This is a genomic window from Pantoea sp. CFSAN033090 (assembly GCF_001264395.1).
Taxonomy (GTDB): domain Bacteria; phylum Pseudomonadota; class Gammaproteobacteria; order Enterobacterales; family Enterobacteriaceae; genus Pantoea; species Pantoea agglomerans.
This window is the reverse complement of sequence record NZ_LGYX01000008.1, coordinates 77,389-101,429: the sequence shown is the minus strand read 5'-3', so window position 1 is coordinate 101,429 and position 24,041 is coordinate 77,389. Positions and strand designations below refer to the sequence as shown.

The following is a 24,041-nucleotide window of genomic DNA, read 5'->3' as shown; positions in this document are numbered from 1 at the left end:
AAAGATGCACTCTTTCCACAGTGTTACAAAGTTGTTTTTCCCTCCGCATTCAGCCCGCTTATAACTTTATGGCGGTAATAAAAATAATACCGTTTATAAAAAGATTCTTAAGAGGGATGAATATGAAAACACTGACAAGAAGACATTTTATGGCTTTTGCGGCAGGAGGAACGGTCGCGCTTGCGGCGGGTCAGGCCATGGCACATGACAACGGCGTAAAGACGTTTCCGGCAGGGAGCGGAGGACGAGATCCCGGACCACATGATCCTATTCGTGAGACAGAAAGTCCGGACATCGTAAATCCGCCCGTTACCGACAGCGGAACGCTGCCAAACCTTCGCTTTTCTTTCAGTGATGCGCACGTACGCAAGGGAAGCGGTGGCTGGACGCGTCAGGTGACGCAGCGGGAGCTGGGCATATCTACGACGATTGCGGGTGTAGACATGCGCCTCAATGCCGGAGGTATTCGCGAACTGCACTGGCATAAAGAGGGGGAGTGGGCTTACATGACTTATGGCAACGCGCGGATTACCGCTTTTGACGCCAGCGGAGGATGGTTTGTTGATGATATCGCTGCAGGTGACCTATGGTATTTTCCGCCCGGTATTCCCCATTCGATTCAGGGTCTCGGTCCCGACGGCTGTGAATTTTTACTGGCTTTTGACGACGGAAATTTTGATGAGGATAGCACTTTTCTGCTGTCAGACTGGTTCAGGCATATTCCCCCGGAAATTCTCGCCAAAAACTTCAGGGTTCCGGTATCTTCATTTTCTCACCTGCCTTCACCTGATGATGAGTACATTTTTGCCGGCAACGTTCCGGGCAGCCTGGAATCAGACAGTATAAAAGGTGCGGTGAAGTCGAAAATCCGCTTTACCCACAAGATGCTGGCTCAGGATCCGGTACGCGCGCCGGGAGGAACCGTCAGGATTACGGATTCATCTAATTTTCCGGTTTCAAAAACGATTGCTGCCGCACTGGTAGAAATTGAGCCAGGCGGACTGCGCGAGCTGCACTGGCATCCTAACAATGATGAATGGCAGTATTACCTTGAAGGAGAGGGGCGGATGGGGGTCTTTGCATCATCCGGTCAGGCAAGGACTTTTGACTACCGCGCCGGCGATGTGGGATATGTTCCTTTTGCTATGGGACACTACATCGAAAATACCGGTAAGGAACCACTGCGTTTTCTAGAACTTTTTAAAAGTGATTACTATGCCGATATTTCGCTTAACCAGTGGCTCGCCAGTACACCAGCTGAACTTGTCCGGCAACACCTGCACCTGGATGAAGAGTTTATGAACATGCTTTCACTTAAAAAGAACCCGGTGGTGAAGTAACCGGCTCAGTCGTTACCTGATTAATAAGGATTGACGCTGACCTATTCCTGTTTAAATTAAAGTGTCCGCTTTTAACATAAAGCGGACACTTATATCGGTAATGCAATATCCTACCTGCCACTTAAAATGGTGCAATAGCATCAGCATTGCTCTTACAGGGATGGGGAAGTTGTTACTGAACTGAGACAGCAGGGCAGTTAAATCATCATGAAGCATCTGCTATTAACAGGGGACATTTCCAGATTTTACCTGGTAGCCAGACATGAAAACGAAGTTTAGCTTATGTATATCCAGCATCAACTATTCACTTTTTCCTGACGATACGTCGTGGAAGTCAGTAAAGGTTAATTGAGCCGATGCCCGGACTCTTGCAAAGAATGGTACTTTTTATTTTGCCAGCAGAAATAATCTGTTTTCAAAATCGAATATTTAATCTGGCTGTGGTTATGCCCTTTATTGTTGCTACGAATTGCGTTTAATGCGTTGAGTGCCGGCTCTGCCTCAGCACCTTTATTGGCGCTGGCCGTTGCGTGCCTGGAATAAGTAAAGCGTCGCTTTATTTCCAACGGCATTGCCTACTTAATAACTGGTATATAAGGAGATTTCGATGGCATTTTCAGGAACGGGCCGCGCCACGGTCATATCGCTGAAAAGCGGTCACCCATTGTCTCAGTCCACTGAAGGAAAATCACAATCTATTCTGAGCGAACCCGCTCTTATCACGCTGCAAAGCTCACCTTCTCAGATTTCTTCTTTTCAGAAACAGGGTGACGATCTCATTCTTAACCTGCACGAGAGCGATACGCTTCGCTATCAGAATTTCTTTACTGAGGTTGCAGGCCAGCAGAGTAGAATGCTTTTCCAGCAGGGAAGTTTATTTCAGGAGGCACAGTTCAGCACAGACGTTTCCGGCGATGCTCAGACTGTCACCACGCTGACACCTGTCTGGCAATCTCCAGCTTCTGCAACATCTCCAATGCCATTCCCTGCCAGTCCAGAGTCAGATCCCGCGTTATCAGTCGTAGAGTCTTCCCAAAGCCAGATACTGATCCCGTCAGGCACGCCGTTAAACGGAGCAGCTGTCGCCCTGAGGGCGACGACCAGCGAAGCCGATTCAACCTTAACGCTTACGCCCCAGGTTGAGTCAGCAACAGCTTCAGATGCCCCCGCCACCTCCGACGCTATGAAGGCCAGCGCCATTCCATTACCGGCGCTGACTCTTGATCCGGTTACCGGCGACAATGCGGTCAGTTACCAGGAGGGGATATACGGCATTATCTTCACCGGCTCCGCCGCCCATCTCCCCTCCGGCACGCCGGTTGAACTGACCCTTGACGGCAGAACCTGGCAGGGCAGCGTCTACCAGGATCAGTGGCAGGTTCAGCTCTCTGACAGCGACGTGAAAACTATCAAGGACGGCAACCACACCATTCAGGTCAGTGCAACGGATCTGAATGGAAACAGTACCAGCCTCAGCCAGAATCTGCTGCTGATTACCCACTACAACAGCAGCAACCCGAAAGTCACCGTTAACGACATCACGCTGGCGGATGCGGTACAGCATGACGGTCAGACCTGGTACGTTATCAGCGGCATGCTTGAAGCGCCGCTGCCGCTTAAGACTTTTGCGGTGCAGGTTTCTGATACTTTCCACTGGAATTATGCCGTGGTAGAGGCAGATGGCAGCTGGCGCGCGGAAATCAGCGCGTCGGAGCTTTCCCAGGGCGGCAACTTCCTGTCGTTTGGCGTGCTGGACGGTGCCGGAAACTGGTTTGAGCAGAGTGGCAATGTCACAGCCGACCTTATTACGCCCGTTGAAGGCGGCAATGGGGTTCCGCCGGTTATCGATGACAATCCAACGGATGGTGGCAATACGCCACCCGCCGATGGTGGCACGCCGATTCCGCCTGTCAGCACGCCCCCTTCTTTAACCATTAACAGTTTTACTGGTGACGGCGTGTTAAGCGCTGAGGAGAAGCTCTCCCCACAGACGTTCAGCGGCACCACAGCGAACCTCGCCGCAGAGAGCACGCTGACCATAATGCTGAACGGTCAGACCTATACCACAACGCCGGCCGCTGACGGCAGCTGGAGTGTTACCCTGCCGTCTGCCGATCTGCAGGTGCTGCCGGTAGGGTCTAACCACATCAGCGTAACCTTTGAAAACAGCGTTGGCGGTACGACCACCGCAAACAAAGTCATTACCGTAGAGGCGTCAGCACCGCCATCAGACGCTATCCCGCCACAGCCGACTATAGACACGCCGTTTGTCGACGGGTTTATGAACGCACATGAACGCTTCGAGCCTGTTACGCTGAGCGGCTCCACTGGTGTGACCGGGGCGGGCCAGAAGATCGATCTGACCGTAGATGGTGTTCACTATGCGGGCGCTGTGGACATTCTGGGCAACTGGCTTGTCTCACTCTCCACTGGGCAGCTGATGGAAGCAGATTTAGCCGAGGGGAGTCATTCCGTTACGCTGACCGCCACCGATCGCTGGGGCCAGTCCGGTATCACGGAGACGACGTTTATTACCGATACGCAGGATCCTCTTGTCACGATTAATACACTGGCAGGGGACGGGGTGATCGACAGTCATGAAATCAGCAGCCCGCTGGTGATCTCCGGCAGAGGCGAAGCCGGCAGCACGATTGAAGTTAGTTTTGGGGCCTCCCACTGGAGCGGCATCGTCGATCAAAATGGCCAGTGGCAGTTCTCAGTTCCCGCGGAAACGCTGCAGGGAATGGAGGAAGGGAGCTACCGTGCTATTGCTGAAACAACCGACGAAGCGGGCAACAAAGGTTATGCCTCAGCAGGCGTGCAAATCTTCGCTACTGAGGCGTTGCCGCAGCTGACTCTTGATCCGATCACCGGCGACAATGCGGTCAGTTACCAGGAGGGGATATACGGCATTATCTTCACCGGCACCGCCGCTCATCTTCCCTCCGGCACGCCGGTTGAACTGACCCTTGACGGCAGAACCTGGCAGGGCAGTGTCTATCAGAATCAGTGGCAGGTTCAGCTCTCTGACAGCGACGTGAAAACTATCAAGGACGGCAACCACACCATTCAGGTCAGCGCAACGGATCTGAATGGAAACAGTACCAGCCTCAGCCAGAATCTGCTGCTGATTACCCACTACAACAGCAGCAACCCGAAAGTCACCGTTAACGACATCACGCTGGCGGATGCGGTACAGCATGACGGTCAGACCTGGTACGTTATCAGCGGCACGCTTGAAGCGCCGCTGCCGCTTAAGACTTTTGCGGTGCAGGTTTCTGATACCTTCCACTGGAATTATGCCGTGGTAGAGGCAGATGGCAGCTGGCGCGCGGAAATCAGCGCGTCGGAGCTTTCCCAGGGCGGCAACTTCCTGTCGTTTGGCGTGCTGGATGGCGCCGGAAACTGGTTTGAACAGAGTGGTTACGTCACAGCGGATCTGACTTCTCCGGTCAGTGATAACAGCGGCGATCCGTTGCCACCGGTCACCCCCGATAATCCCACCGATGGAAGCAATACTACGCCAGTGGTCGATATTCCAGGTCAGCCTGCACCTGAAATTGATACGCCATTTGGTGACGGCTGGCTGAACCGTGCGGAGAAAAAAGAGGGCTCGATGCTGACCGGCACAACGGGCGTCACCGGCAGCGGTCAGACGGTATCGGTGATTATTGGTGGTAAACATCACAATGCGGCAGTAAGCGACGATGGTCACTGGAGCCTGCCACTGGCGCCGGGGACGATGAAAACAGGTTTCGGCAAGGGGCAGCATGACATTGTCGTGACTGCTAGCGACGCGGCTGGCCATACGGCTACGATAACGACCAGCTATCAGGTGGATGTCTGCGCACCCAAAATCGCTTTTACTCACCTCACAGAGGGGCAGCAAATCAACCTTGCCTCCAGCCATGATCAGCATGTATCAGGTACGGGTGAAGCCGGTGATATTGTTACTGTCAGGCCTGGCGACCACCAGTGGCAAACCAGTGTGACCAGCAAAGGCACGTGGGCCGTGCAGCTTGAAACGCTGGACGCACTCACGCCTGAACCGGGCGAGCACAGGATAACCGCAACTATTCGTGATGCTGCCGGAAACGTTAACCACGTTTCGCAAAACGTCGAGCTTTATATGGCCGAGCCGCAACCGAAGCTGAGTATTGCAACCGCAGCGCAGGACAACCTGATCAATGCCACAACTGTGATCAGCAGCAACACAGAAGATGGCAGCAATTCGGAAAGCCATAGTGCTATCACACTGGAGCACGCGTCTCTTCATCCTGATATGGCTGACAATCTCCATCTCTCTGAAACAGTAAACATTGAAACGCTCTCGCTTTTATATTCAAATCTGCACACCAGCCTGAACGGTGCTGCCGATGACGATTCGTTTCAGCTGAATGGTGCGCATGAGGCGTTTGATTTTGCCACGCTTGGGCTGAGATCAGGCAACGCTGAGGTCATTAATCTGGGCGCTTTCAGCAGTAATAGCGTCAATCTGGGGCAAAAAGAGCCGTTGCCAATGAACGACAATGCGAGTGAGGCGCCGATGATAAAAGACGCGGACGGCAATGTGGTTACGCTAAGTAACATTGAAGGCGGCGTCTGGAGCGAGGATGGGCAGCGTATTAGTAACGGTCAGCAGTACGACCTGTATCACAATGCCTCTGCCAGCCATGAAGGTTCGCTGGCTGATATCCTGATGCAACATAATCTTCACTTACAACTGGCTTAAATCAGATGGCCGGGGCGGATTTTCTTCCCTGGCCATTTTCCGCAATTAAGATTGCCAGTGAAGCGCATACGAGTGCCCAGCGTAGCTATTCTCTAATGGCGTGCGAACCTACGCTGCCTGTATAGGGAAGACTGACGTCAGGCTAATTTCCGCTATGAGCGAAAAGCGGACATTATGGCCAGATAAAATTCTGCTAACCCAATACATTGATAACTACCAGATATGTTGAACGATGCAGTTCAGATCTTTAGGTAAATAATCAAAAGCATAACCTGTTGAGAATCGATACTATATCTCGGTATCACTTTCTTAATATGTTGATAGATGGGCGCGTGTAAACAGGAGAAGGATGATGATTTCAAAGGAAAATGCAGAGCATTATTTCTGGGGCGACAATTGCGATGGTTGGTATCTGGTAAACCGTCAGGATATGCTGGTTATTCATGAGAAAATGCCTGCCGGCACTTCTGAAAAGCGACACTTTCACTCCGTTTCCAGACAATTTTTCTTTGTTCTCGATGGTGTTCTTTCAATGGAACTGGAGGGTAAGATGCATAATATTAAAGCCCTGCAGGGGCTAGAAATTCCACCGGGGTCAAAGCATCAAGCCAGAAACGACACTGAGTTTCCTGTAGAATTTATTGTAATTTCGCACCCAACGACGCGAGGAGATCGTTCTGACCTTCCTTCATCCTGCTGACGAATTATGAACACCGCTATGGCTTGTCTTAAGGTAAGGACTGCGCGCCAGGTGTTAACTTAACTGATTATTTGCAACGCCTGCTTCAGGCACAAACCTGGCCTGCATTCCGGTAGGTCCGCTATGAGCGAAAAGCGGAACATTAAAAATAATGACATTGCTCAGACCCCATGTCCGCAGCTGACTAAAGTGAAAATAAAATGAACAAAAGCAGTCTTAAAGCGTTTTCCCTGTTACGTGTTCTGACGTTGACGTGTGTGCCCATGTTTTTACTGGGTTGCGCCAGTGCACTTTGCCCTTTTGGCACCACCGAAGGCACGATTCCGGACTTGAAAAATAGTTACTGGAGATCCACTGAAAAAAAACCGGCTAAGGCCAATGAACAAGTCCTGGAGGAATGCACCCATGCTGCCGATGCTGAGGAGCAACGCCTTTCGCAGATCTATATGCAGATGTGTAAAACCGGACGTTTAACCGCAAAAAATCAACGATTTGCACAGAAATTACTCGGCAATCCACTCTATTCTGGCCTGGAACCAGTAAAAGCCGTCCCCCAGCATCAATCAGATGATTCAGTTAAAGCTCAGCTGAAATGGTCGATGTCTTATAGCGATAATCCTCAGGAGTTCAAAGAAAATTGTGGCTCTTACATTGAAAATAACGCAGCGGAACGGTCCGGCACCATGCTGGGTTTACAGGCGGGCCGTTACAAAGAGCAGGTTTTTAAACAGTGCATGGCAGAAAACCATATGGCGCTCATTGTACCAAGGACTGAATTCAGTCAATGCAAGTCGATAGGGTGGTAATTTACTGGACGAGTAAAAGTAATTATCAGTACGCTCTTTGCATCTGTGGCACGGAAGATACTATAGGTTTAATTTATACTATTATCTCCTGGGGTTTTTTAACGGAAAAGCCGATGTAAATGGGGTGAATAGAAAAGCGCTATCTTTATTCAGTGGCAAAATACTCCTCAGGTTGGGAATGGTGTCATCTTTTTACAGTCCGAAGTGATAAGTCGCTTCTCAAATATGGCTTCACCAGACATGTTTATGTTTGCGTCATCCGAGCGTATTTATCTTTATACTCACAGTAAATTTTACGAAGTGGTTGAAGGGGAGTCAGGATTACAAAAGAAACTTGTCGAGATGGATAAACAATATTTCGAGCAGAATCCATGATTATCTGGCAGGCAAAATGTGATCACGTGTTGTCACGTAAACATTATCTAATTAACATCCAGATGAGTCTGTAATTAAAACTGCTCACAGGGGGGCTGGAAAACATGGGGATTCCGACACCCTGGACTCACCTGTTTCCATATGTCTGGCTGAAAAATGATACCATTAGCTCTTTTCATTAACGGTCCTACTGCACCGATCCTGATTGATATAATACGCATTAATCCCAGTAAACCAGATAAGCAAGTGCGGCAGCTGAACAGAAAGCATAGGGGCTTAAAAGCAAAATATCCGAATAAGGCGTTTCACATATCCTGATAACAGGCCATGCCAGTACAACCAGCCACATGAAGAGCGCAGAGCACACGATAAAAAAGCTCCCCTTCAGGGCAGCGTCAGGATAAAATCGCTTTGAAATCATCGCTAATGGCATGCCGATTATCATTGAGCCCATCGTGGTGCCAATAATACTCACCATAACAATGAAAAAATAAGTAAAAATTAAACCCACTACGGGTGTACTGCTTTTTCCCAAGGAAAGATAGGTTAAAACCAGTAATGAACCCACGACACTACTAAATATTGCTGATATCACAGATATCCTAATCCAGTTGTCGTCAATAATGTTCGGCATAATTTTCTCTATGTCTGAGCAGCTATATTGATGCAGCTTACTCGCTTAAATTTTCGGCACGAGGCTTGATCGCAAAACAGGTAGTCTCCCTGGCAAAGCAGAAGTCAGGATCACTAACCGGCGCCACTGCAATACTGCCCTTATCAACCGTTGCTTCATCACTTTCTGGCTGGACAACAAAGGCAGTTCAGGTATGGCATGTCTTAGGAACGCCCGTATCACGTGGGCGGCCTGAAAGGAGCAATACCTGCAGGTAACCTCTATCTGGCAGTCTGTGACATGATGAGCCAGCCCAGCAATGTCCATAACGCTTCACCGGGCTATTGCTTGTCTGAAAATATCCGCTTCCGGAAAGAAGGGAGACTGACGTCATGCTAATGTCCGCTATGAGCGCCAGGCGGATGTTATGCGCTAGTGACGATTTGCATTCCACTCATCACGTGTAATCTCCCACAATTGTGAGTCCAGAAGCCCACTGACAAAGTGTTTTTTTTCAGTTCTTATTAATCGCATACCGCTACTGATTGAAATTTTCTGAGAACGTATATTTTCAGCTGCTTTAGGAACACGTAATACTGACCTTTTTAAGGTATTGAACCAGTAATCTGTCACGGCAATACTTGCTTCTCGCGCTAATCCCCGTCCCTGATGTTCAGGCACAAGCCAGAAACCGCGATTGTTGTCCTCTGCATCGTCCAGGCTAATAACTCCTATCAGCTCGTCCGGTTTACCCCGATAACGTATGCTCCAGACCCAGGAGAACCCTTGTGCCATAGCTGGCAGTGCTACATTACTTACATAATGCTCTGCGCCATTATCAGGATAGGGCCACGGAACTGATGACACCATATAACGAACGATCTCCCAGCGCGGAAAGAGCTTCTGGATTGATGGTGCATCTTCGATAACTAATGGCTTTAACAGTAAACGTTCTGTTTTTAATGAGGGTATTTGCATTCACTCTCTCCCTTACGAATTACAGGTTGGGCGCCATTTGTTTTATGCAATAGTTACCGTAATTCATATGGTTGTACAGACAATATGAGAACAGTGGCCTGATATTCTGCTTTTATTCTTCAGGAGCGTGGACAAAACACAGCTTATTCCCTTCCGGATCCCGACAATAAGCCGCATAGAAGTCAGAAGCGTATTCTCTGAAACCAGGTTTACCCTCGTCGGCACCTCCCATTTTCATGGCGAGGTGCCAAATCTCCTGAACTTCTTCCTGAGTAGCGACCATAAAACTGACTTGCATACCGTTGCCCCAGGTTGAAGGAAGGCCATTTTCAGGCACCTGCACGTAAAACTGAGGCCATCGTTTATCAGGATATTTCCAGCCAACCCCTTTAGCCTGACCGCCATTACCCTCTGGCATCTGTTCAAAGCCTAACTTCGCAAGCAGAGGTTCATAGAAAGCCACTAATGTGTTGAGATCTCTCGCGCCAACGTGAACATGACTAAACATCACCAATTCTCCTGAATGAAATGAGAAATCTTAATGTAGTCCGTACATCTTGTAGTTCAAGTCAGAAAGAGAGTCAGTCATTTCTCTTGAGGTTAAAGCAGCATGAGGTAAGCCATGTCCGCTTCTGGCAAAACGCGGACTTCAGTTCGCCCGCTATCAGCAGCATGTTTATGCTGCTGCCATCCCTTCAGGCGATTTGCTGTTTGTCTGGGGTCAGACAGGTAGCCGAGCCAATCGCACCCCGTAACCCGATTTTGCTGCTCAGGTAAAACTGGCCTTTGGAAATCTGACAACAACGCTTGCGGCGGCAAGTTGTACGTTTGACGATCTGACTGGGGCATCCGGGCATCCGGGCAATAAGGACATTAAGGCCGCCTGTCAGTGTATTTAGCGCCAGGCCAGTGAGCGTCTCGCATCCTTAAGGCTGAATCGCTTTACCCTGCTCATCAAGCAGATCCGTCAGTAGAGCCGTTCCATCGCTTCCCACCCGAAATGCCCCATAACGTGCCTGCGCGAATCTGTCGGCATGACCTTCCTGAAAGAAATAAGCGTTGGTGCCGACGGTCAGCGAGCCATCATGCTGATGGTACTTCACCCGTAGCTGATTTGGCTGCAGAGGCTCACCCTGATCAAAACGGGCCTGAGTCGCATGACGCTGCGCATCGAGGTCAACAATCAGGGTTCCGCTGGTGGGCAGGCATGGCGCTGACAGGGTCGCGCCGCAGGACTCAGCCTGTTGATACAACGCCAGTTCCAGTGGGCGGGTGAGGGCATAGTTCAGCGCCATATAATCACCCTGCATCAGGGATCGGGGGTCAACCGGGGCAAGAGGTAAAATCATGACCGCGCCTTGCTTCAGCAACTGCTCTTTTTGCCAGATGCTGACATTGACGGCTATCAGCGCCAGCGCTATCACAGCGCCAGCTAGCCATCGGCTCTGTTTATGCATTCTCACTGGCACCTCCGATTTGTGCGGGTAATACTTTTTTGACTCCCCATGCCAGCCCCAGTAAAACCAGACCGCTGACCAGCAGCAGCAGGGATTTCTGCAGCAGAATTACCTCCAGGAAGTAATACCAGCCAATGACATACAGCACCATGAAACCGCCACTGACCACCAGCAACCCCAGACTTCCCTGATAACGTGCCATCAGAATTAACCACAATCCCAGCCCTATACCCGGTGTATAGAGGGCGGCGGCCCCGCAGATGAGTGCAGCGGGCAGCGTGATAATCGAAAACAGCGGCTGGCTATGCCTTTTCTGACTGAGCGCACTCAGCACTAAGCCAGCCGCGATCCCTGGGCCAGTCGCAGACTGAAGCGTGGAAAATTGCGATGCTGACCAGAGGAAATCCGTTAGATACGCCGCGTTTATACCGAGGAAACTCAGCAACATCAGACCACACGGGATGCCATACAGCAGAGGATGTACCGCGTCAGCATACGGCCCTGCCTGTAAACTCAACTGATGACTGACAGTCCACATCCACAAAAATATAACCGCCGCCACCAGTACGGACACAACAAGGCGTGCAGCCATCGGAGACAGGCAGATCCGGGCCAGAGAGTATCCCGCCAGCACCAGGAAAAAGGTCAGGGCAGTGATGGCCATAAACCGATAAGTGCGGTCGGGCATAGCCATCGCCATTGCGGCCAGGATCGGCAAGGCAGTCAGTGAACTCAGCATAATAAAGCTGACGTCATTGCTCTGGATTTGTAGCAGAACGCCGGTTATCAGCCCGCACGTAGCCGCAATCGCCCATGCCAGCCCGAGGTGATGTTTACCGTCACGCTGACTGCTTAACAGGCCACGTGCAATGGCGGCAAGCAGCAGCGAAGGAATAATAAGGGTGGCAGCATTCGGGTCTTCCAGCAGATCAGTGGCATAAAGCATCAGTATCATCAGTAACAGAATGATGATCGCTGCCACCCAGCCCCCGACGCTTAGCGCCAGCCTCAGATACCAGGGCAGGTCGGATGCGTGACCGCGCTGCTTAATTTCCTCAACCTGCGAGGCGCTCAGCAAACCCTGCTGACGCAAAGTGTCTGTCAGTAAGGTCAGCCTGGCCGGAGCCAGATCGATTGGCCCCTTTTCAACCAGTTTGCGTTGCCACTTCAGCAGAATTGAACCATTTACCGCCACCCAAAATGCCAACAGGATGCCAGTCAAAAACAGATCACCCGTATCGTAGGCTAAAAGAAATAACTGCATAATTAGCGCACAGCCAACCACGGCCAGGCTGGCGATGCCCAGCGTCAGCATGCAGAGATCCGGATAGCGGTAACGGTACAGGTAATAACCTGCCAGCAGGGTGATCACCCAACCGCCGGTGATATAAGGAAGGTGGTCACCGCCACCCCAGTCAGAGAGGTTCCCGGCCACAATGGCGGTCAGCTGAAGCAGTAAAAATCCCGCCATGACTCGCGAGAACCAGCGGCTTGCCAGCCAGCTCTCGGGCTGATGCTTTATCGCGCGCCACGCCAGCGCTTCCCTGACAATCAGGCAGGCTGCCAGCAACGCCAGATATCCGTAGAGCACAGCGGTCGGAAGCCTGGTTAAACTGTCAGACGCGGCGAGATCCAGCAGTGACGACGGCAGGGTGTTGTAATAGAGCTGGAATGCCAGGTTAGCGACCAGCCAGCTGCAAAACCACAGGCTGTTTTGCCGGGCAATCAGCGCCAGCGGCAGAAGAACGTATAACCAGGCCCGGAATAGCTCCCAGCTGTCAGCACCGGTCTGATAAATCTGTCCATACAGCGCAAAAAGGGCACCGAAGATTAGCCCTGTCGCCAGTAATGCGTTGCGTGCCAGCGTGCTGTACCAGCGCCACCAGACAATCACCGCTAGCGCGACGATCAACAGCTCGGCCAGGGCAAATTTCGCCATTTTCGGCAGCCAGGCCCAGTTCCAGGCAATAAAGAACACCGCTCCGGCAACCAGAGACAGTAATCCCAGACAGGAAAGAACCGGGATAAGAAACTGACGCCACTGAGCATCTGACGGTCTGATTCCACAGAAAGCAAAGATACGCTGGCAGGTTTCCGGGGTCAGGCTTCCTCCTTTCAGCAGGCGTGCGATCTGGCGACAAAGATACTCTGCCGTCCGTGACGGCATCCCGGTGATGCCATCGGGTGCAAGCTCCCTCATTCTTTCCCTGCCTCTGTTAGCGGTATGACTTTGATGATGAAGTTAACGGCTGTTCTTCCTTGCGATCAATCCGCGTGTCGGTCAGTGACGCTCTGCTAAGCGGCCGATAATTTTGCTGAACAAATGTAAACATCTTTTCCTGGATATAACAGCGTAAATCAAAGGCGAGGGGGGAACTCTGCGCAATCTGCCGCATTATTGTGATCAAGTAGTGTCGCGGCCGTATTTGTGCTGCATGAACATGACATCCGCCCCCGATGAACGCGATCCCCGTAGCCAGGCTTTACTGCTGTACTCTCAGGGGTACCGCATCACCCGCGTTGCTGAAAGGTAAGAAGCGTAAAGATTATCGGGTGACGGAGCAGGGGACGCTTACGGTTGATGATAAGCTGATTGCCACGACTATTGGCCTGAAGCCGCTTAAGAAACCGCAGTCGGACAGCAAATTGTGGATTGTTAGCTGCCTGAACCGCTGAAATAAACGCTTTCCTGAACCGAGGTTTCACCCCTTTATCGCAGGTGATGATGAGACACGGCGTAATACTTTTACCCTGGCCCGTCGCGCATTGATTCAAAGGGGTGAGTTCCTGAGTGGAAAAGCACATACGCTACCGGACGCCGCGCCGCATTGGGCGCGCGTGCATAAAGCCGCCCATTCACTGAATCGGATTGCGGGCAGTTGCTATGCTGGCAGAGGTCCGAAGGCGCGGTATGAATTCACCAGTGAATCAAAAAGCGAGATATCTGAGCGACTTCTGGCGATAAGCTGGGCACCAGCAATGGCCGTGAAAATTGCACGTGCTCTGGATTCACTCTCACTTGAATCGCACACCTTCGCAGCCACCAGCAGTCTGTTCAGCCATGCAATGTTCACATCAGCAAACTTCTGTATTTCTGCATTCATTTCAGGAGGTAAGGTATCTTTTTCAGCGCCCATGAAACTGCCCAGGCAGAGACGATTTTCGGACTCAAGTGATCTTCGGAAGATTTCAGGAAAGCGACGCAGCGCATCAATGGGTGATGGGCTTTCTGATTCGATCATCTCGAGCGCGAGCGCACCGTCCTCCCAGTATCGTCTGGCAACGGCAATACCCAACTCGGCTTTGCCTGGAAAATAGTAGTAAATACTCGCCGCTTTGATACCCACATCCTGCGCGAGGTCGCGGAAATTCAAACCGTTATAGCCCTGAGATTGGGCAATTTTCCTGGCCGCCTGCAAAATGGCTTCCCTGGTGTTGACGCTCATCTTGATGCCTTTGGTATTGGGATGATCTCTTAAATAGAGAACGCTAATTTACAGCAAACGCTTACCGGGTGACAGGGTGATTGCCATGGAAAACAGTAAGTTCAATGCATCCAGGGTGCTCAGGCAGACGTCATTCCATCATGGTTTAGCAAGTAACATCAACAGCCGACGCAATCATAAGCACTCTGGTCACCGGGAAAGTCAGTAGATAACGAACCCGGCGTACCGGAGTTTACATCGAGTGGCGCTATTACCGGGCTGGCGAATCCAGCTCAGGAATGCCGCTGTTGCGATCGGCGTAGGCCGCCTGGAAGGCAGGACGTTTTGTCCAGCGCTGCCAGTAGGCATCTAAGAACTCAAAACGCTCGTCCAGTGGAGTGGCATTGACCGGGAATTTCGAGAAGGCGATCGCGGTTGCCAGAGTAATATCCGAGAAGGTCGGCGCATCGCCGCCGAGCAGCCATTCGCGGCCGTCTGACAGATGGCGATTAACCAGCGCGGCGTGAGCCAAAGCTTCTTTACGGCAGTGTTCACCCCAGGCCTCATTTTTGGTCAATTCCAGCTTGAAGCCGAGGCCGGTGTGCAACACGTGGAACGCTGTAACGATGCGGTACAGGATATGCACCCACACCCGGTTATCCCACATATTATCCAGCCCCTGTTCCAGTGCTGTTTCTCCCATAATCTTGCGGCCCGGATACTCCTGATCAAGATAGCGAACGATGGCAGCCGTTTCAGAAATATAACTCCCGTCAGCCAGTTCAAGGGTAGGCGTTTCGCCCCACGGATTCATATTCAAATGTCGCCAGCCACGCTGCTCTCCTCCAGGGGACATGTCATAGATTGTCTCGGCAAACTGGTCAGCGATGCCCTTTTCGTGCATGAAAAGCCGCAGGCGCTGTGGATTAGGAAAGGCCGAAGGTGATGTAAAAAGCTGAAGTTTAGCAGTCATGGTCGATCCTACAGGTTAATGGTTGGGGTATCTAACTAACGTTAGGTAGATAAACCTTAGCGGGCAAATCAACACACGTCAACACCTGTCTAACACTTGTTAGGTTAATTTTTAGGTGATCTTCATGCTTGATACGATATTTCAGCGGAGGCATAGCTGAAGGTGGGGGAAAAATAACGCCGGAGGGTTGAAAAATGCAAATGAGTGGAGAGGCTGGATTCAAACGGGTTTTCAGGTGAGTTACATATTGGCAATTGCTGTCCACTAGCTGCCATCCGGGTTCCTGGCCAACAGGAAGAGCCGGCTGATAGTCCGGTAGCGCAAGGGCCACGGGGTGAGGTAGTAGCGGTTAGATCAGCCCATGAAGCCGACTGGTGTCGGCATCATCACTGGTCACAAAAATGAGCGGCCGCTGTGAGCGAGGAGCGGACGTTCTCAACTCCAATAGCTACATGACTAAAATTGAGTTGTCTTGATCAACGGAGTGCCGATCATAGTCACTTTAGCTGGTTCAAAGGATAAGAGTTAGTAGTACTTGAACCGTCACTGTAGAGTTCGGTAATAATAATCTTTTTACCATTAATAGCATATTTGACCGTACTGTCTGCAGGATCATCCCGCCAGCGACCGGTGCTCTCAGGATTGTTAGATGCCCACATAACTTGATCACCTATAAGTTTGCACTTAATTGCCCAACGGGTGCCATCGTCCTGCCGGATATAATGGACATAGGCAACACCTGATTCGACTTTATCCAACTGCATGATCTTATGGTCACGGCCAAACATTGCAGCAGAAGCAGCTTTGCAAGCCTGACCAACTGTGACTTCAGAAGCCTGTGCTGGCGCAATAAAAACCAGCGAGATAAGAAGTAAGAGTTTGTTCATATTGTTCAATCCATGTATTTACAGAAATAATGGTAATTGTATATTTCGGCAATCTAAAGCGTTTCTTGACAAGAATTTAGCGTTGCGTTGACAGGACTGATCAACTTAGTCCCTGTGTAATCTCAAATTCTGTCTGAGTATAAGCTTTATTCTTGTTGTGCAGCCTAAGCATGATTAGCAATCCTATAGTGCTAAATGCTCATATCAATGGAATCATCTGTTCCCCGTTGAACAACACAGATTGTTGTTAGCCACGTCCGCTTCTGGCACAAAGCGGACTTTTTGACATTAACTCATCACTTATTCTATAAAGACTGCTCATAAAAAAGGAGTTTTGAGTTGAAAATCTATACCTACCCAAAAAGCAGATCCCTTAGGGTGCTTTGGGCGCTTGAAGAAATTGGGGCAACTTACGATACCAGCAGAGTAGAACTTTTTGATCCAACTTCTGACGTCAAATCACCACATCCTTTTGGAAAAGTACCATTTTTGGTTGACGGAAAAATATCAATCAGTGAAACCTTAGCAATATGTATTTACCTGTGTGAAAAACATCAAAATGGTACTCTTTACCCCGCAAATCCTGAAGAAAAAGCCTCCGTTAATGCGTGGTTGAGCTTTAGTCTCACCGACTTAGAAGCGCCGGTCTGGAGTTTACTGAAACAAAATGTATTCATTCCAGAAAACCAACGATCCACTGGCTTAATGAATTCCCTTAGAGACGAAGCAACCAAGGTCATCTCCCAGATCCGCTTCAATCCGTCCCATACGTGGATCGCCGGGGACAATTTTACTCTGGCCGACATTTTCCTCTCTCATTCGTTGCTGTGGGCAAAACTATGCGGATTAGAAATTGGCAAAGAAACTGACAGCTACATAGCCAGAGCCATGAGCCGACCAGCATTCGTGAAAGCTCAGGAAATGAATAATATCTAACGAGTTTGTAATATCATTGAGATGCATTCACGGCAGTAAAAAGCGCAACGTCCGCTTCTTGGACAAAGCGGACATCTGCATCAGGCAATGTCCGCTATGAGCGAGAAACGGACGTAGTAACCGCTTTGATTGTAATTGGGTCAGATACCGTTAGTTATGCTTCTGAGCATGTCCAAAATGAGCTTTGCTGCCGTCCCTTCATGATCTAAATCAGGATCATAAATGGTTACTGTGATGCCACAGCAGCGCATATTTCTGAAAAGTTCGCGACAGAGATTTACAAGTGTTTCAGAAGACAAACCGGGAATGCCGGGACAATCAACTGCAGACATTTCAGAACTGTCCAGGACATCCATATCAAGATGAATCCAGTAGGGCATTTCAGGAAAAAGGTTAAGCCGCTCGAATATCACATTGATGAGATGATGATCAGGCAACTTAAGCGCGTCAAAAATAGTTATACGCCGGATATCAGTGCCAACAATGTCAGGCCATTCATAATCTTCCAGGAGCGACTCACGCTCTCCCAACTGAATCACTGCGTCATCCTGAACCAGGGATCCTTCGATACCGGGCCATGCAGTCAGTAATGGCTCTCCCCGACCGGTAACGAGTGCCAAATCCATTCCGGCCGCAGCGCCTGGTCGTGCTCCTGGTTCTCGCTTCCAGTTGCCGGGATGACGGAAATCGCTGTGGCCGTCAATATGCACAAGTGCAAGTTGCCCTAACTGACGCCTGCTGCCCAGCAAGGCTCCGGGCAGGATGGCGCAGTCGCCTCCGATAACAACGGGCTTTAAGTTGCGATGATGCGCCGCCTCTACTTCATCAGCCAATCGTAGATTAAGTTGTCTGAGCTTGTGACCGTTCAGGATATCAGTACCTGGCTCACATTCAGGACTGTATTCAGGGCAGGGAACAGTAACAAAGTTACAAGAGGGAAACATTTTATCGAGTCCGTGGTGCATGAGAACTGCTGGCGCACGGAATGTGCCCGGTATGTGCCCTACATAAAGAGGGTTGAGACCAAGACCAGACGGGACAAGAATTATTTTTTCCATAAAAAACCTGATTTTAACTGGGTTGAGTACCACAGAAACTAAGCTTTCTTACGAAACAGCTTTGTCGCCGAGATAAAATTCGAGGTGTTAACCTGTGCCAGAACGCACAAGGTTCGCTATAAGTGAGAGGCTGACATCCATATTTTAACGTTTATATCGCCGTTTCCAATCATCTACGACATCACCCAAATTCTTAGGGGTAGCATTACTTATCCAGATCATAAATTCACGATTGAATCGGAAATTCTCTCCACACTCTTTGATCATAAAACGGCGAACGTTTTGTGTGTTTTTGTAATTTTTATCAATGATGGTCGAACGTGTTAGTGAGGAGCTATGCCAATCAGTTTCCATTTTTCCAGTTCCCGTAATGAGTGGTTTTAAATAAAAATTAGTACTCCACTTTAGTCAGGGAAGCTGAAATTTCTCAAGGTCTGCTCCGGGAAAAAAGCGGTCTGAAACGCGGCCCCATGCCTCCAGTGCGTTTTAACCTGTCACAACCCGTCAAAACAGAGGTGCGCTTGTTAGCCGAGCTCAATATCGATTGGTGAGCCTGCTACTGCAGTCAATCGAGCGGTTCAGGCATTGACTGTACCTCTTTCAGAAAATCTACAAAAGCGCGCAGAGGTGCTGACATAAAGCGGCTGGGAAAGTAGAGCCAGGGACCTTCAAATTCGGGCCACCACTCCGGAAGCACAGGCAGCAGTTCACCCGTCGTAAAGCAGGGCTGCAGCCAGTGTTCAAAGACGGCGACAGCCTGTTGCTGTCGAAAGGCATTAAAGCGCGGCTGGCTATCATTGACGTGACAGACCAGGAAAGTGTTGATGCGGCTGTCGGGCAGATAAAGTCAGAAGATGGAAAACTAGATGTGCTGATCAACAATGCGGGTATTCCCGGAACCTGGCCCATCGCGCCTGAGTCGCAGAGCATCAGCGATATTATGACGGTGTATAACACCAACGTTTTCGGCGTCATCAGAGTAACGCAGGCTTTTCTGCCGCTGCTCAAACTGGGCGAGGAACCCCGGGTCATCATGGTCAGCAGCGGGCTGGGATCGCTGGAATGGGTATCTGACAAAGCGCATCCCTACTCTCAGGTAGCGGCACTGGGCTATACCAGTTCAAAAACGGCATTAAATGGCGTTACGGTGGCATTTGCCAATTCACTGTCTGAGTATGGCATCAGCGTAAACGCAGTTGACCCGGGATATACGGCCACCGATTTTAACGGACATACCGGTTACCGGACTGTATCCCAGGCGGCCAGGGGGATCGTCTGGCTCGCTGCTGAAGCATCCCAGACAATCACCGCAGGATTTTTTTTGGATGGAGAGCGCGCACCCTGGTGAATCTCGTCTAATAAAAGCATTCCACCTGCCTGAATGGGGCAGGTTGGTTGACGGGTGTGGGCAGAACGCCTGGCGTGTCGTGCGCAGTCGGTTCTCAAATATGTCCGAATCATCCTGAAGGAAAATAAGCGGCTCAATGTTTCTTAGCGCATCTGAATGTAATTAATGGCCGCCTCAGGCACGGATCGTACAGAAAATTAGGTCATAAGGTCCGCTGTGAACGAAAAGCGGACCCAGACCTACAGGCTGGTCATCAGCCGGGGTAGTTTCTGAAGTTAAACGGCAGTTTTACAGAAGATGACAACAGATAACGATGACCGAATAAATTTATCTGAAAGGCGGGCACGCCAGGAGCGAGATACACACACTGGATTTACTGCCCTGTAAATACACATACTGCCCAATTATGGCTGTTCATGTGAACCAGGCGCCAGCTTCCCATATCCAGACAACATTGCCGTAGCTTCATCCATCCGTTGACGATCAAGTTTATAGAACACCCAGTTCTTGATACGTTTCGATGTCACAATTCCGGCCTTAGCAAGAATTTGCAGATGGCCTGTCACGGTGGGCTGACTCAGTCCAATTTTTTCGGTGATAAATCCGACACACACACCATCCTTAACCAGATCGCCGTCCTGCTGCACCGGAAAATGTGACTCTGGATCGGACAGCCATTCAACAATCACGAGCCGATGCTCATTACCAAGGGCACGAAAAATATCGGCCATTAATGTCTTTGAGTTGTGCATATAGTCAATCGCCTATATAGTCATTTTCTTATATAACTTTAGGGGCATACTATGACAAACCACAGACAAAGGCTAACAGACAGTGTCACGCTGAAAGATATTTATGCCGCTTCCGGGCGAATTAAATCAACAGTATGCAAAACTCCACTGGAGCCTTCCCACTCGCTGTCTGCTCTTGTCGGGACGGAGGTCAGGCTTAAGATGGAAAATCTACAGCATACGGGTAGCTTTAAGCTGAGAGGTGCTGCAAACGTTCTTGCCAGTCTTAATGCAGACCAGCGACGTGCCGGCGTCATCGCCCCGACGGCAGGGAATCATGGTTTAGGGCTTGCCTGTGCGGGACATGCGGCAGGCATACCCGTATCCATATTCTTACCGTTTTCAGCAGACCCGATTAAGGTTTCTGCAATGAAAAGTTATGGTGCGCAGGTTACGTTTTTTGACAACATTGAAGATGCAAGGCAGGAAGCCATTGTTGCAGCGCAACAGTCCGGCGCTACGTTCGTCTCGGCCTATAATAATCAGCAGATGATTGCCGGAGGCGGCACCGTCGGTCTGGAAATCATGGAAGACTGGCCAGACGCTGACGTTATTCTCGTGAACATTGGCGGCGGCGGGCTGGCCTCCGGTATCGCAACAGCCATCAAGGGCATAAACCCTGCAGCCGAAGTGTGGGCAGTGCAGAGTGAAGCAAGCCCGACGTTTGCGTGCTGGAAAGAAGCTGGTGAGGCGATCCCAGTGGAAATATCGTCGTCAATCGCCGAAGGCATAAGTGGCTATATAGAGCCTGAAGCGATGACCTGGCCACTTATACGCGATCGCGTCGATCGTGTTCTTCTGGTTTCAGAAGCTGAAATTAAAGCAGCGATGCTGTTAATGCTTAATCTGCACAGCCATGTTGTAGAGCCTTCAGGCGTACCCGCAGTTGCGGCAGCCATCCGTTATGCAAAAGAACTGAGCGGGCGTAAAGTTGTCTGCGTGGTGAGTGGTAGAAACATATCGGGTTCCCGCTATCTCAAATTAGTTAATGAGGCGTCACTATGAAGAAACAGAGCGGAGTTAAGGTCGGCTGAGCTCTTATTGCACAACGTTCTTATCATAACGGCTTCATTCATTATGCAGGCTTTGAGGTAGTGCCGCCTTTGACGGCCTGCCGTTTAACAGCTTTTTTGCTCAAGATTCTATGGTTCGTTTAAGGGAATGTCAGGCATCATCATCAAGAAATATTTTTGTCATACAAGGAGTAAGACTAATGAATATTAATATAAGAACAGCCCGGGCTTCTGATGTTGATAGTATTTTCGAAGTCAGAACCTCAGTGCTCGAGAATTATTTGAGTCGTGAAGAAATGCGTCAGCTGGGGATCACCGAAAGCGTCGTGGCCGATATGATTGAAAAGAATTTATGCGCCTGGGTTGCGGCTGAAAACGACAAAATAGTCGGCTTTTCAATGATTTTACCGGATGAAGGCTGTCTTTTTGCGGCCTTTGTTCTCCCGGAATATGAAGGCCAGGGGATAGGTCGCAGGCTGGTTTTTCTCGCCGAGCAGGAATTATTCAAACATCATGAGATTGCCTGGCTGGAAACTGATAAAAATAGTCGCGCGGCGAAATTTTACATGCAGCTCGGCTGGGGTAATAAAAAAGAGATTAACGATACCGATATCAAACTGGAGAAACATCGCAGCGCGTAATCCACTGCCATTTTCATAAACGTCTGCCTCTGGCACAAAGCGGACGTTTAGCCAAAATAACATCTTTGCTGTCAGCAAGACCGATTGGGTGGCCTGGCGAAAACGCTTTAATCATTAATCGTCCGTTCTCAGAGCGATTTTATTACGTCGGCTTACATTCCCAGACTGGCCAGCAGGTCGTCCACATCATCCTGACTGGCAGGAGTCTCTGGTGCGGAGGAGGGTTTAGAAGGCGCAGTGCGCTCGGCGGTGCTATGTGAGCCGGTATTATCGCGGATGACCTGTATCAGCTGCTGCTCAGCCTGATTCAGCACGGCCATCATAGCCTGCACAATCTGTCCTGTGAGGTCCTGGAAGCCCTGTGACATCATAATCGCGTGCAACTGCTGTTGCGTCAGACCCGTGACACGGGGGACATCATTCAGCAAGGCAACGGTATCTGCCGCTAATGCCTGGGTCTGTTCTTTTTCTAATGGCGTCCCCGATGTGGCATCCCAGCGTTGCGAGAGTTTCTCCGCTTTTTCTCCCAGATCGGTTTGCAGAGGCTGCGTGATTTCCACGCTGTTGATTACGCCCTCTGCTGCTTCGCGGGTCATTGTGACGACATAACCCAGCCTTTCACGGGCGTTAGGGATGCTTCCCGCCACATCGGCGATGGTTTTATCAAGCCCCAGCTGTTGCAGACTGTCGCGAAGCTGCCGCAGGATGAAGCCAGCACGCGCCGTAATTTCGCCAATTTCCTGATGCTTACTATGGGTGTCGGATGGTGACATGGATGTTGTTTCCTGCGTACAGAGTTTCGATACCTGAGGTTATCGGCAGCACGCGGCGGTTTTTTAAATTTCCTGAGGTTTTTACTCGTGTAAAAAGTGACATGATGTGAATGAGGCGCCATAGGGCTAACGATATCAGGGTTGTGAAAGACAGAAAGTGTTGCGCGCAGGCCCTGTTTTTTCAGCCGGAGAGGGTAGTCAGGTATAGAGCGGAATGTGTGCGGGTTAATGACTGTTATGAGCGAAAACAGGGGCGTATTACCCACTTCTGAAACGTTTACGCGAGGGCAGGCAGAGGAAACTAAGACATCTTATTTATCATGTAATTACTTCGTCTTAATTAATCCGCCAACGGATAACATTTTGTCCAGTTGTAGTTGACCCTCGCTAGTTTTAATTCTCCATCTACATCCCCAAAATTAATGGTCTGACGTTCAAAAATAAACTCACGTACGGATGCGGGTAAAAAATCAGTGCCATAGCGCAGAATCGTGCTGTGCCAGAAGGGTGCCGGTAATGGGCTGCCGTTATGACGCATCAGCAACTCATTTTTCCAGTGCGAATCCAGAACTTTTTCGCAGAATGAGTGGCGCATGGCTATTGCCGAACTATCAGGGATCCCCGCAAGCAATAACTGACTGGGCAATGCAACTAACCGCAGATCTCTGATAACAATTTTTATCGCATCAAATTCGCTCCAGATATTCGTTAATTCATTGATTTTTTCGGGCAATGGCTCGTTTTCGTTATAGAGCGGCAGAGTCAGGGGCAGGAAGGTAAAATGGAAACCCTGAGTGGGCAGAATATCGGCAAGGGGATCATCCTTTGTGAGCTGCTGTAATTCACAAATAAGACGTGAGACAACAAAGGTCACCGGCGGCTGAATGCCCGCTGCAAGAGCCAGCCTTACAGGATCGTAGTAATTCCCCTTTTTAACAGCCCCAACTCCTGCATTTTCCGACCAGATGGAGAAGGTGTTCTGATTGGCAGAACGATACAGGTTTTCCAGATTTATCGATTTCATTACAGACCTTTGGCAATGGTATGAACAGAGGCGATTCGTCATTAATAGTATTTCTGTCTGGTATTTTAGGCTATTCGATTAATTTTTAAGGGATAATAAGGATTTGAGAAGTGAGTTGTTATTACTGCCCATAACTTATCAGGCATATCCCCTTTGCTGATCGCAAACATA

General features: G+C 50.0%; 21 protein-coding genes and 2 pseudogenes. 10 read left to right on the top strand and 13 right to left on the bottom strand.

Annotation, left to right across the window (positions count from 1 at the left end):
• The first annotated feature begins 122 nt into the window (after nt 1-122).
• The 4 genes from AFL22_RS09685 (at nt 123) to AFL22_RS09670 (ending at nt 7,578) form a co-directional block, all read left to right on the top strand.
• On the top strand, nt 123-1,340 hold the full coding sequence (locus AFL22_RS09685) for a cupin domain-containing protein (RefSeq protein WP_052271272.1): 1,218 nt from the start codon (nt 123-125) through the stop codon (nt 1,338-1,340).
• A 607-nt stretch (nt 1,341-1,947) separates the two neighbouring features.
• Nucleotides 1,948-6,072 (top strand): BapA prefix-like domain-containing protein, encoded by a 4,125-nt coding sequence (locus AFL22_RS09680; RefSeq protein ID WP_052271271.1) that lies wholly within the window; start codon nt 1,948-1,950, stop codon nt 6,070-6,072.
• Nucleotides 6,073-6,424: 352 nt separating this feature from the next.
• On the top strand, nt 6,425-6,772 hold the full coding sequence (locus tag AFL22_RS09675; RefSeq protein WP_033761129.1) for a cupin domain-containing protein: 348 nt from the start codon (nt 6,425-6,427) through the stop codon (nt 6,770-6,772).
• Nucleotides 6,773-6,972: 200 nt separating this feature from the next.
• A complete protein-coding gene (locus AFL22_RS09670; RefSeq protein ID WP_052271270.1) occupies nt 6,973-7,578 on the top strand; it encodes a hypothetical protein in 606 nt (201 codons plus the stop codon).
• 595 nt (nt 7,579-8,173) lie between these two features.
• Here AFL22_RS09670 and AFL22_RS09665 read toward each other — a convergent pair.
• The 3 genes from AFL22_RS09665 to AFL22_RS09660 form a co-directional block, all read right to left on the bottom strand.
• A complete protein-coding gene (locus AFL22_RS09665) occupies nt 8,174-8,587 on the bottom strand; it encodes a hypothetical protein (RefSeq protein WP_033773682.1) in 414 nt (137 codons plus the stop codon).
• Nucleotides 8,588-8,998: 411 nt separating this feature from the next.
• Nucleotides 8,999-9,544, bottom strand: coding sequence for a GNAT family N-acetyltransferase (locus AFL22_RS23350; RefSeq protein WP_072123878.1), 546 nt, complete (start codon nt 9,542-9,544; stop codon nt 8,999-9,001).
• Between the two features lie 112 nt (nt 9,545-9,656).
• A complete protein-coding gene (locus tag AFL22_RS09660; protein WP_052271269.1) occupies nt 9,657-10,052 on the bottom strand; it encodes a VOC family protein in 396 nt (131 codons plus the stop codon).
• Nucleotides 10,053-10,176: 124 nt separating this feature from the next.
• Here AFL22_RS09660 and AFL22_RS24480 point away from each other — a divergent pair.
• A pseudogene (locus AFL22_RS24480) lies at nt 10,177-10,383 on the top strand (Rid family hydrolase); the annotation flags it as partial.
• A gap of 87 nt (nt 10,384-10,470) precedes the next feature.
• Here AFL22_RS24480 and AFL22_RS09650 read toward each other — a convergent pair.
• Nucleotides 10,471-11,001, bottom strand: a complete 531-nt coding sequence (locus AFL22_RS09650) for a GDYXXLXY domain-containing protein (protein WP_052271267.1) — start codon at nt 10,999-11,001, stop codon at nt 10,471-10,473.
• A complete protein-coding gene (locus tag AFL22_RS09645) occupies nt 10,994-13,201 on the bottom strand; it encodes a DUF4401 domain-containing protein (RefSeq protein WP_052271266.1) in 2,208 nt (735 codons plus the stop codon). The genes AFL22_RS09650 and AFL22_RS09645 overlap by 8 nt, the downstream gene beginning before the upstream one ends.
• 235 nt (nt 13,202-13,436) lie before the next feature.
• Here AFL22_RS09645 and AFL22_RS24475 point away from each other — a divergent pair.
• A pseudogene (locus AFL22_RS24475) lies at nt 13,437-13,529 on the top strand (hypothetical protein); the annotation flags it as partial.
• A 354-nt stretch (nt 13,530-13,883) separates the two neighbouring features.
• Here AFL22_RS24475 and AFL22_RS09640 read toward each other — a convergent pair.
• From AFL22_RS09640 to AFL22_RS09630, 3 genes are all read right to left on the bottom strand, one after another.
• On the bottom strand, nt 13,884-14,447 hold the full coding sequence (locus AFL22_RS09640) for a TetR/AcrR family transcriptional regulator (RefSeq protein ID WP_052271265.1): 564 nt from the start codon (nt 14,445-14,447) through the stop codon (nt 13,884-13,886).
• Between the two features lie 250 nt (nt 14,448-14,697).
• Nucleotides 14,698-15,399, bottom strand: coding sequence for a glutathione S-transferase N-terminal domain-containing protein (locus AFL22_RS09635; RefSeq protein ID WP_010670628.1), 702 nt, complete (start codon nt 15,397-15,399; stop codon nt 14,698-14,700).
• A 497-nt stretch (nt 15,400-15,896) separates the two neighbouring features.
• Nucleotides 15,897-16,286: a hypothetical protein gene (locus AFL22_RS09630; RefSeq protein WP_052271264.1), complete on the bottom strand. Its 390-nt coding sequence runs from the start codon at nt 16,284-16,286 to the stop codon at nt 15,897-15,899.
• Between the two features lie 339 nt (nt 16,287-16,625).
• On the opposite strand from AFL22_RS09630, the gene AFL22_RS09625 reads away from it, so the two are divergent.
• Nucleotides 16,626-17,222, top strand: a complete 597-nt coding sequence (locus AFL22_RS09625) for a glutathione S-transferase family protein (RefSeq protein WP_052271263.1) — start codon at nt 16,626-16,628, stop codon at nt 17,220-17,222.
• A gap of 140 nt (nt 17,223-17,362) precedes the next feature.
• Here AFL22_RS09625 and AFL22_RS09620 read toward each other — a convergent pair whose 3' ends face one another.
• Nucleotides 17,363-18,280, bottom strand: coding sequence for an arginase family protein (locus AFL22_RS09620; RefSeq protein WP_052271262.1), 918 nt, complete (start codon nt 18,278-18,280; stop codon nt 17,363-17,365).
• Between the two features lie 144 nt (nt 18,281-18,424).
• Nucleotides 18,425-18,634 carry a DUF6434 domain-containing protein gene (locus AFL22_RS23330; RefSeq protein ID WP_072123872.1) on the bottom strand — a complete coding sequence of 70 codons (210 nt, stop codon included), beginning with the start codon at nt 18,632-18,634 and terminating at the stop codon, nt 18,425-18,427.
• 382 nt (nt 18,635-19,016) lie between these two features.
• On the opposite strand from AFL22_RS23330, the gene AFL22_RS09615 reads away from it, so the two are divergent.
• Nucleotides 19,017-19,628 carry an SDR family NAD(P)-dependent oxidoreductase gene (locus tag AFL22_RS09615; RefSeq protein WP_241773176.1) on the top strand — a complete coding sequence of 204 codons (612 nt, stop codon included), beginning with the start codon at nt 19,017-19,019 and terminating at the stop codon, nt 19,626-19,628.
• 404 nt (nt 19,629-20,032) lie between these two features.
• On the opposite strand, the gene AFL22_RS09610 is transcribed toward AFL22_RS09615, so the two are convergent.
• Complete coding sequence (locus tag AFL22_RS09610; protein WP_095522744.1) at nt 20,033-20,359, bottom strand: metalloregulator ArsR/SmtB family transcription factor; 327 nt, start codon at nt 20,357-20,359, stop codon at nt 20,033-20,035.
• A gap of 72 nt (nt 20,360-20,431) precedes the next feature.
• Here AFL22_RS09610 and AFL22_RS09605 point away from each other — a divergent pair, with 72 nt between their 5' ends.
• Nucleotides 20,432-21,424: a threonine/serine dehydratase gene (locus AFL22_RS09605; protein WP_029519275.1), complete on the top strand. Its 993-nt coding sequence runs from the start codon at nt 20,432-20,434 to the stop codon at nt 21,422-21,424.
• 208 nt (nt 21,425-21,632) lie between these two features.
• On the top strand, nt 21,633-22,073 hold the full coding sequence (locus AFL22_RS09600) for a GNAT family N-acetyltransferase (protein ID WP_052271260.1): 441 nt from the start codon (nt 21,633-21,635) through the stop codon (nt 22,071-22,073).
• A gap of 152 nt (nt 22,074-22,225) precedes the next feature.
• Here AFL22_RS09600 and AFL22_RS09595 read toward each other — a convergent pair whose 3' ends face one another.
• Together AFL22_RS09595 and AFL22_RS09590 are read right to left on the bottom strand one after the other, a co-directional pair.
• Nucleotides 22,226-22,846 (bottom strand): protein phosphatase CheZ, encoded by a 621-nt coding sequence (locus AFL22_RS09595; protein ID WP_010670640.1) that lies wholly within the window; start codon nt 22,844-22,846, stop codon nt 22,226-22,228.
• A gap of 340 nt (nt 22,847-23,186) precedes the next feature.
• Entirely contained in the window at nt 23,187-23,870 is a 684-nt protein-coding gene (locus AFL22_RS09590; RefSeq protein WP_052271259.1) for a hypothetical protein, read from the bottom strand.
• Between the last annotated feature and the right edge of the window lie 171 nt (nt 23,871-24,041).

What these genes read in the sequence shown, in the direction of transcription:
- AFL22_RS09685 (WP_052271272.1), top strand. Translation starts at nt 123, where the DNA reads ATGAAAACACTGACAAGAAGACATTTTATGGCTTTTGCGGCAGGAGGA.
- AFL22_RS09680 (WP_052271271.1), top strand. Translation starts at nt 1,948, where the DNA reads ATGGCATTTTCAGGAACGGGCCGCGCCACGGTCATATCGCTGAAAAGC.
- AFL22_RS09675 (WP_033761129.1), top strand. Translation starts at nt 6,425, where the DNA reads ATGATTTCAAAGGAAAATGCAGAGCATTATTTCTGGGGCGACAATTGC.
- AFL22_RS09670 (WP_052271270.1), top strand. Translation starts at nt 6,973, where the DNA reads ATGAACAAAAGCAGTCTTAAAGCGTTTTCCCTGTTACGTGTTCTGACG.
- AFL22_RS09665 (WP_033773682.1), bottom strand. Translation starts at nt 8,587, where the DNA reads ATGCCGAACATTATTGACGACAACTGGATTAGGATATCTGTGATATCA.
- AFL22_RS23350 (WP_072123878.1), bottom strand. Translation starts at nt 9,544, where the DNA reads ATGCAAATACCCTCATTAAAAACAGAACGTTTACTGTTAAAGCCATTA.
- AFL22_RS09660 (WP_052271269.1), bottom strand. Translation starts at nt 10,052, where the DNA reads ATGTTTAGTCATGTTCACGTTGGCGCGAGAGATCTCAACACATTAGTG.
- AFL22_RS09650 (WP_052271267.1), bottom strand. Translation starts at nt 11,001, where the DNA reads ATGCATAAACAGAGCCGATGGCTAGCTGGCGCTGTGATAGCGCTGGCG.
- AFL22_RS09645 (WP_052271266.1), bottom strand. Translation starts at nt 13,201, where the DNA reads ATGAGGGAGCTTGCACCCGATGGCATCACCGGGATGCCGTCACGGACG.
- AFL22_RS09640 (WP_052271265.1), bottom strand. Translation starts at nt 14,447, where the DNA reads ATGAGCGTCAACACCAGGGAAGCCATTTTGCAGGCGGCCAGGAAAATT.
- AFL22_RS09635 (WP_010670628.1), bottom strand. Translation starts at nt 15,399, where the DNA reads ATGACTGCTAAACTTCAGCTTTTTACATCACCTTCGGCCTTTCCTAAT.
- AFL22_RS09630 (WP_052271264.1), bottom strand. Translation starts at nt 16,286, where the DNA reads ATGAACAAACTCTTACTTCTTATCTCGCTGGTTTTTATTGCGCCAGCA.
- AFL22_RS09620 (WP_052271262.1), bottom strand. Translation starts at nt 18,280, where the DNA reads ATGGAAAAAATAATTCTTGTCCCGTCTGGTCTTGGTCTCAACCCTCTT.
- AFL22_RS23330 (WP_072123872.1), bottom strand. Translation starts at nt 18,634, where the DNA reads ATGGAAACTGATTGGCATAGCTCCTCACTAACACGTTCGACCATCATT.
- AFL22_RS09610 (WP_095522744.1), bottom strand. Translation starts at nt 20,359, where the DNA reads ATGGCCGATATTTTTCGTGCCCTTGGTAATGAGCATCGGCTCGTGATT.
- AFL22_RS09605 (WP_029519275.1), top strand. Translation starts at nt 20,432, where the DNA reads ATGACAAACCACAGACAAAGGCTAACAGACAGTGTCACGCTGAAAGAT.
- AFL22_RS09600 (WP_052271260.1), top strand. Translation starts at nt 21,633, where the DNA reads ATGAATATTAATATAAGAACAGCCCGGGCTTCTGATGTTGATAGTATT.
- AFL22_RS09595 (WP_010670640.1), bottom strand. Translation starts at nt 22,846, where the DNA reads ATGTCACCATCCGACACCCATAGTAAGCATCAGGAAATTGGCGAAATT.
- AFL22_RS09590 (WP_052271259.1), bottom strand. Translation starts at nt 23,870, where the DNA reads ATGAAATCGATAAATCTGGAAAACCTGTATCGTTCTGCCAATCAGAAC.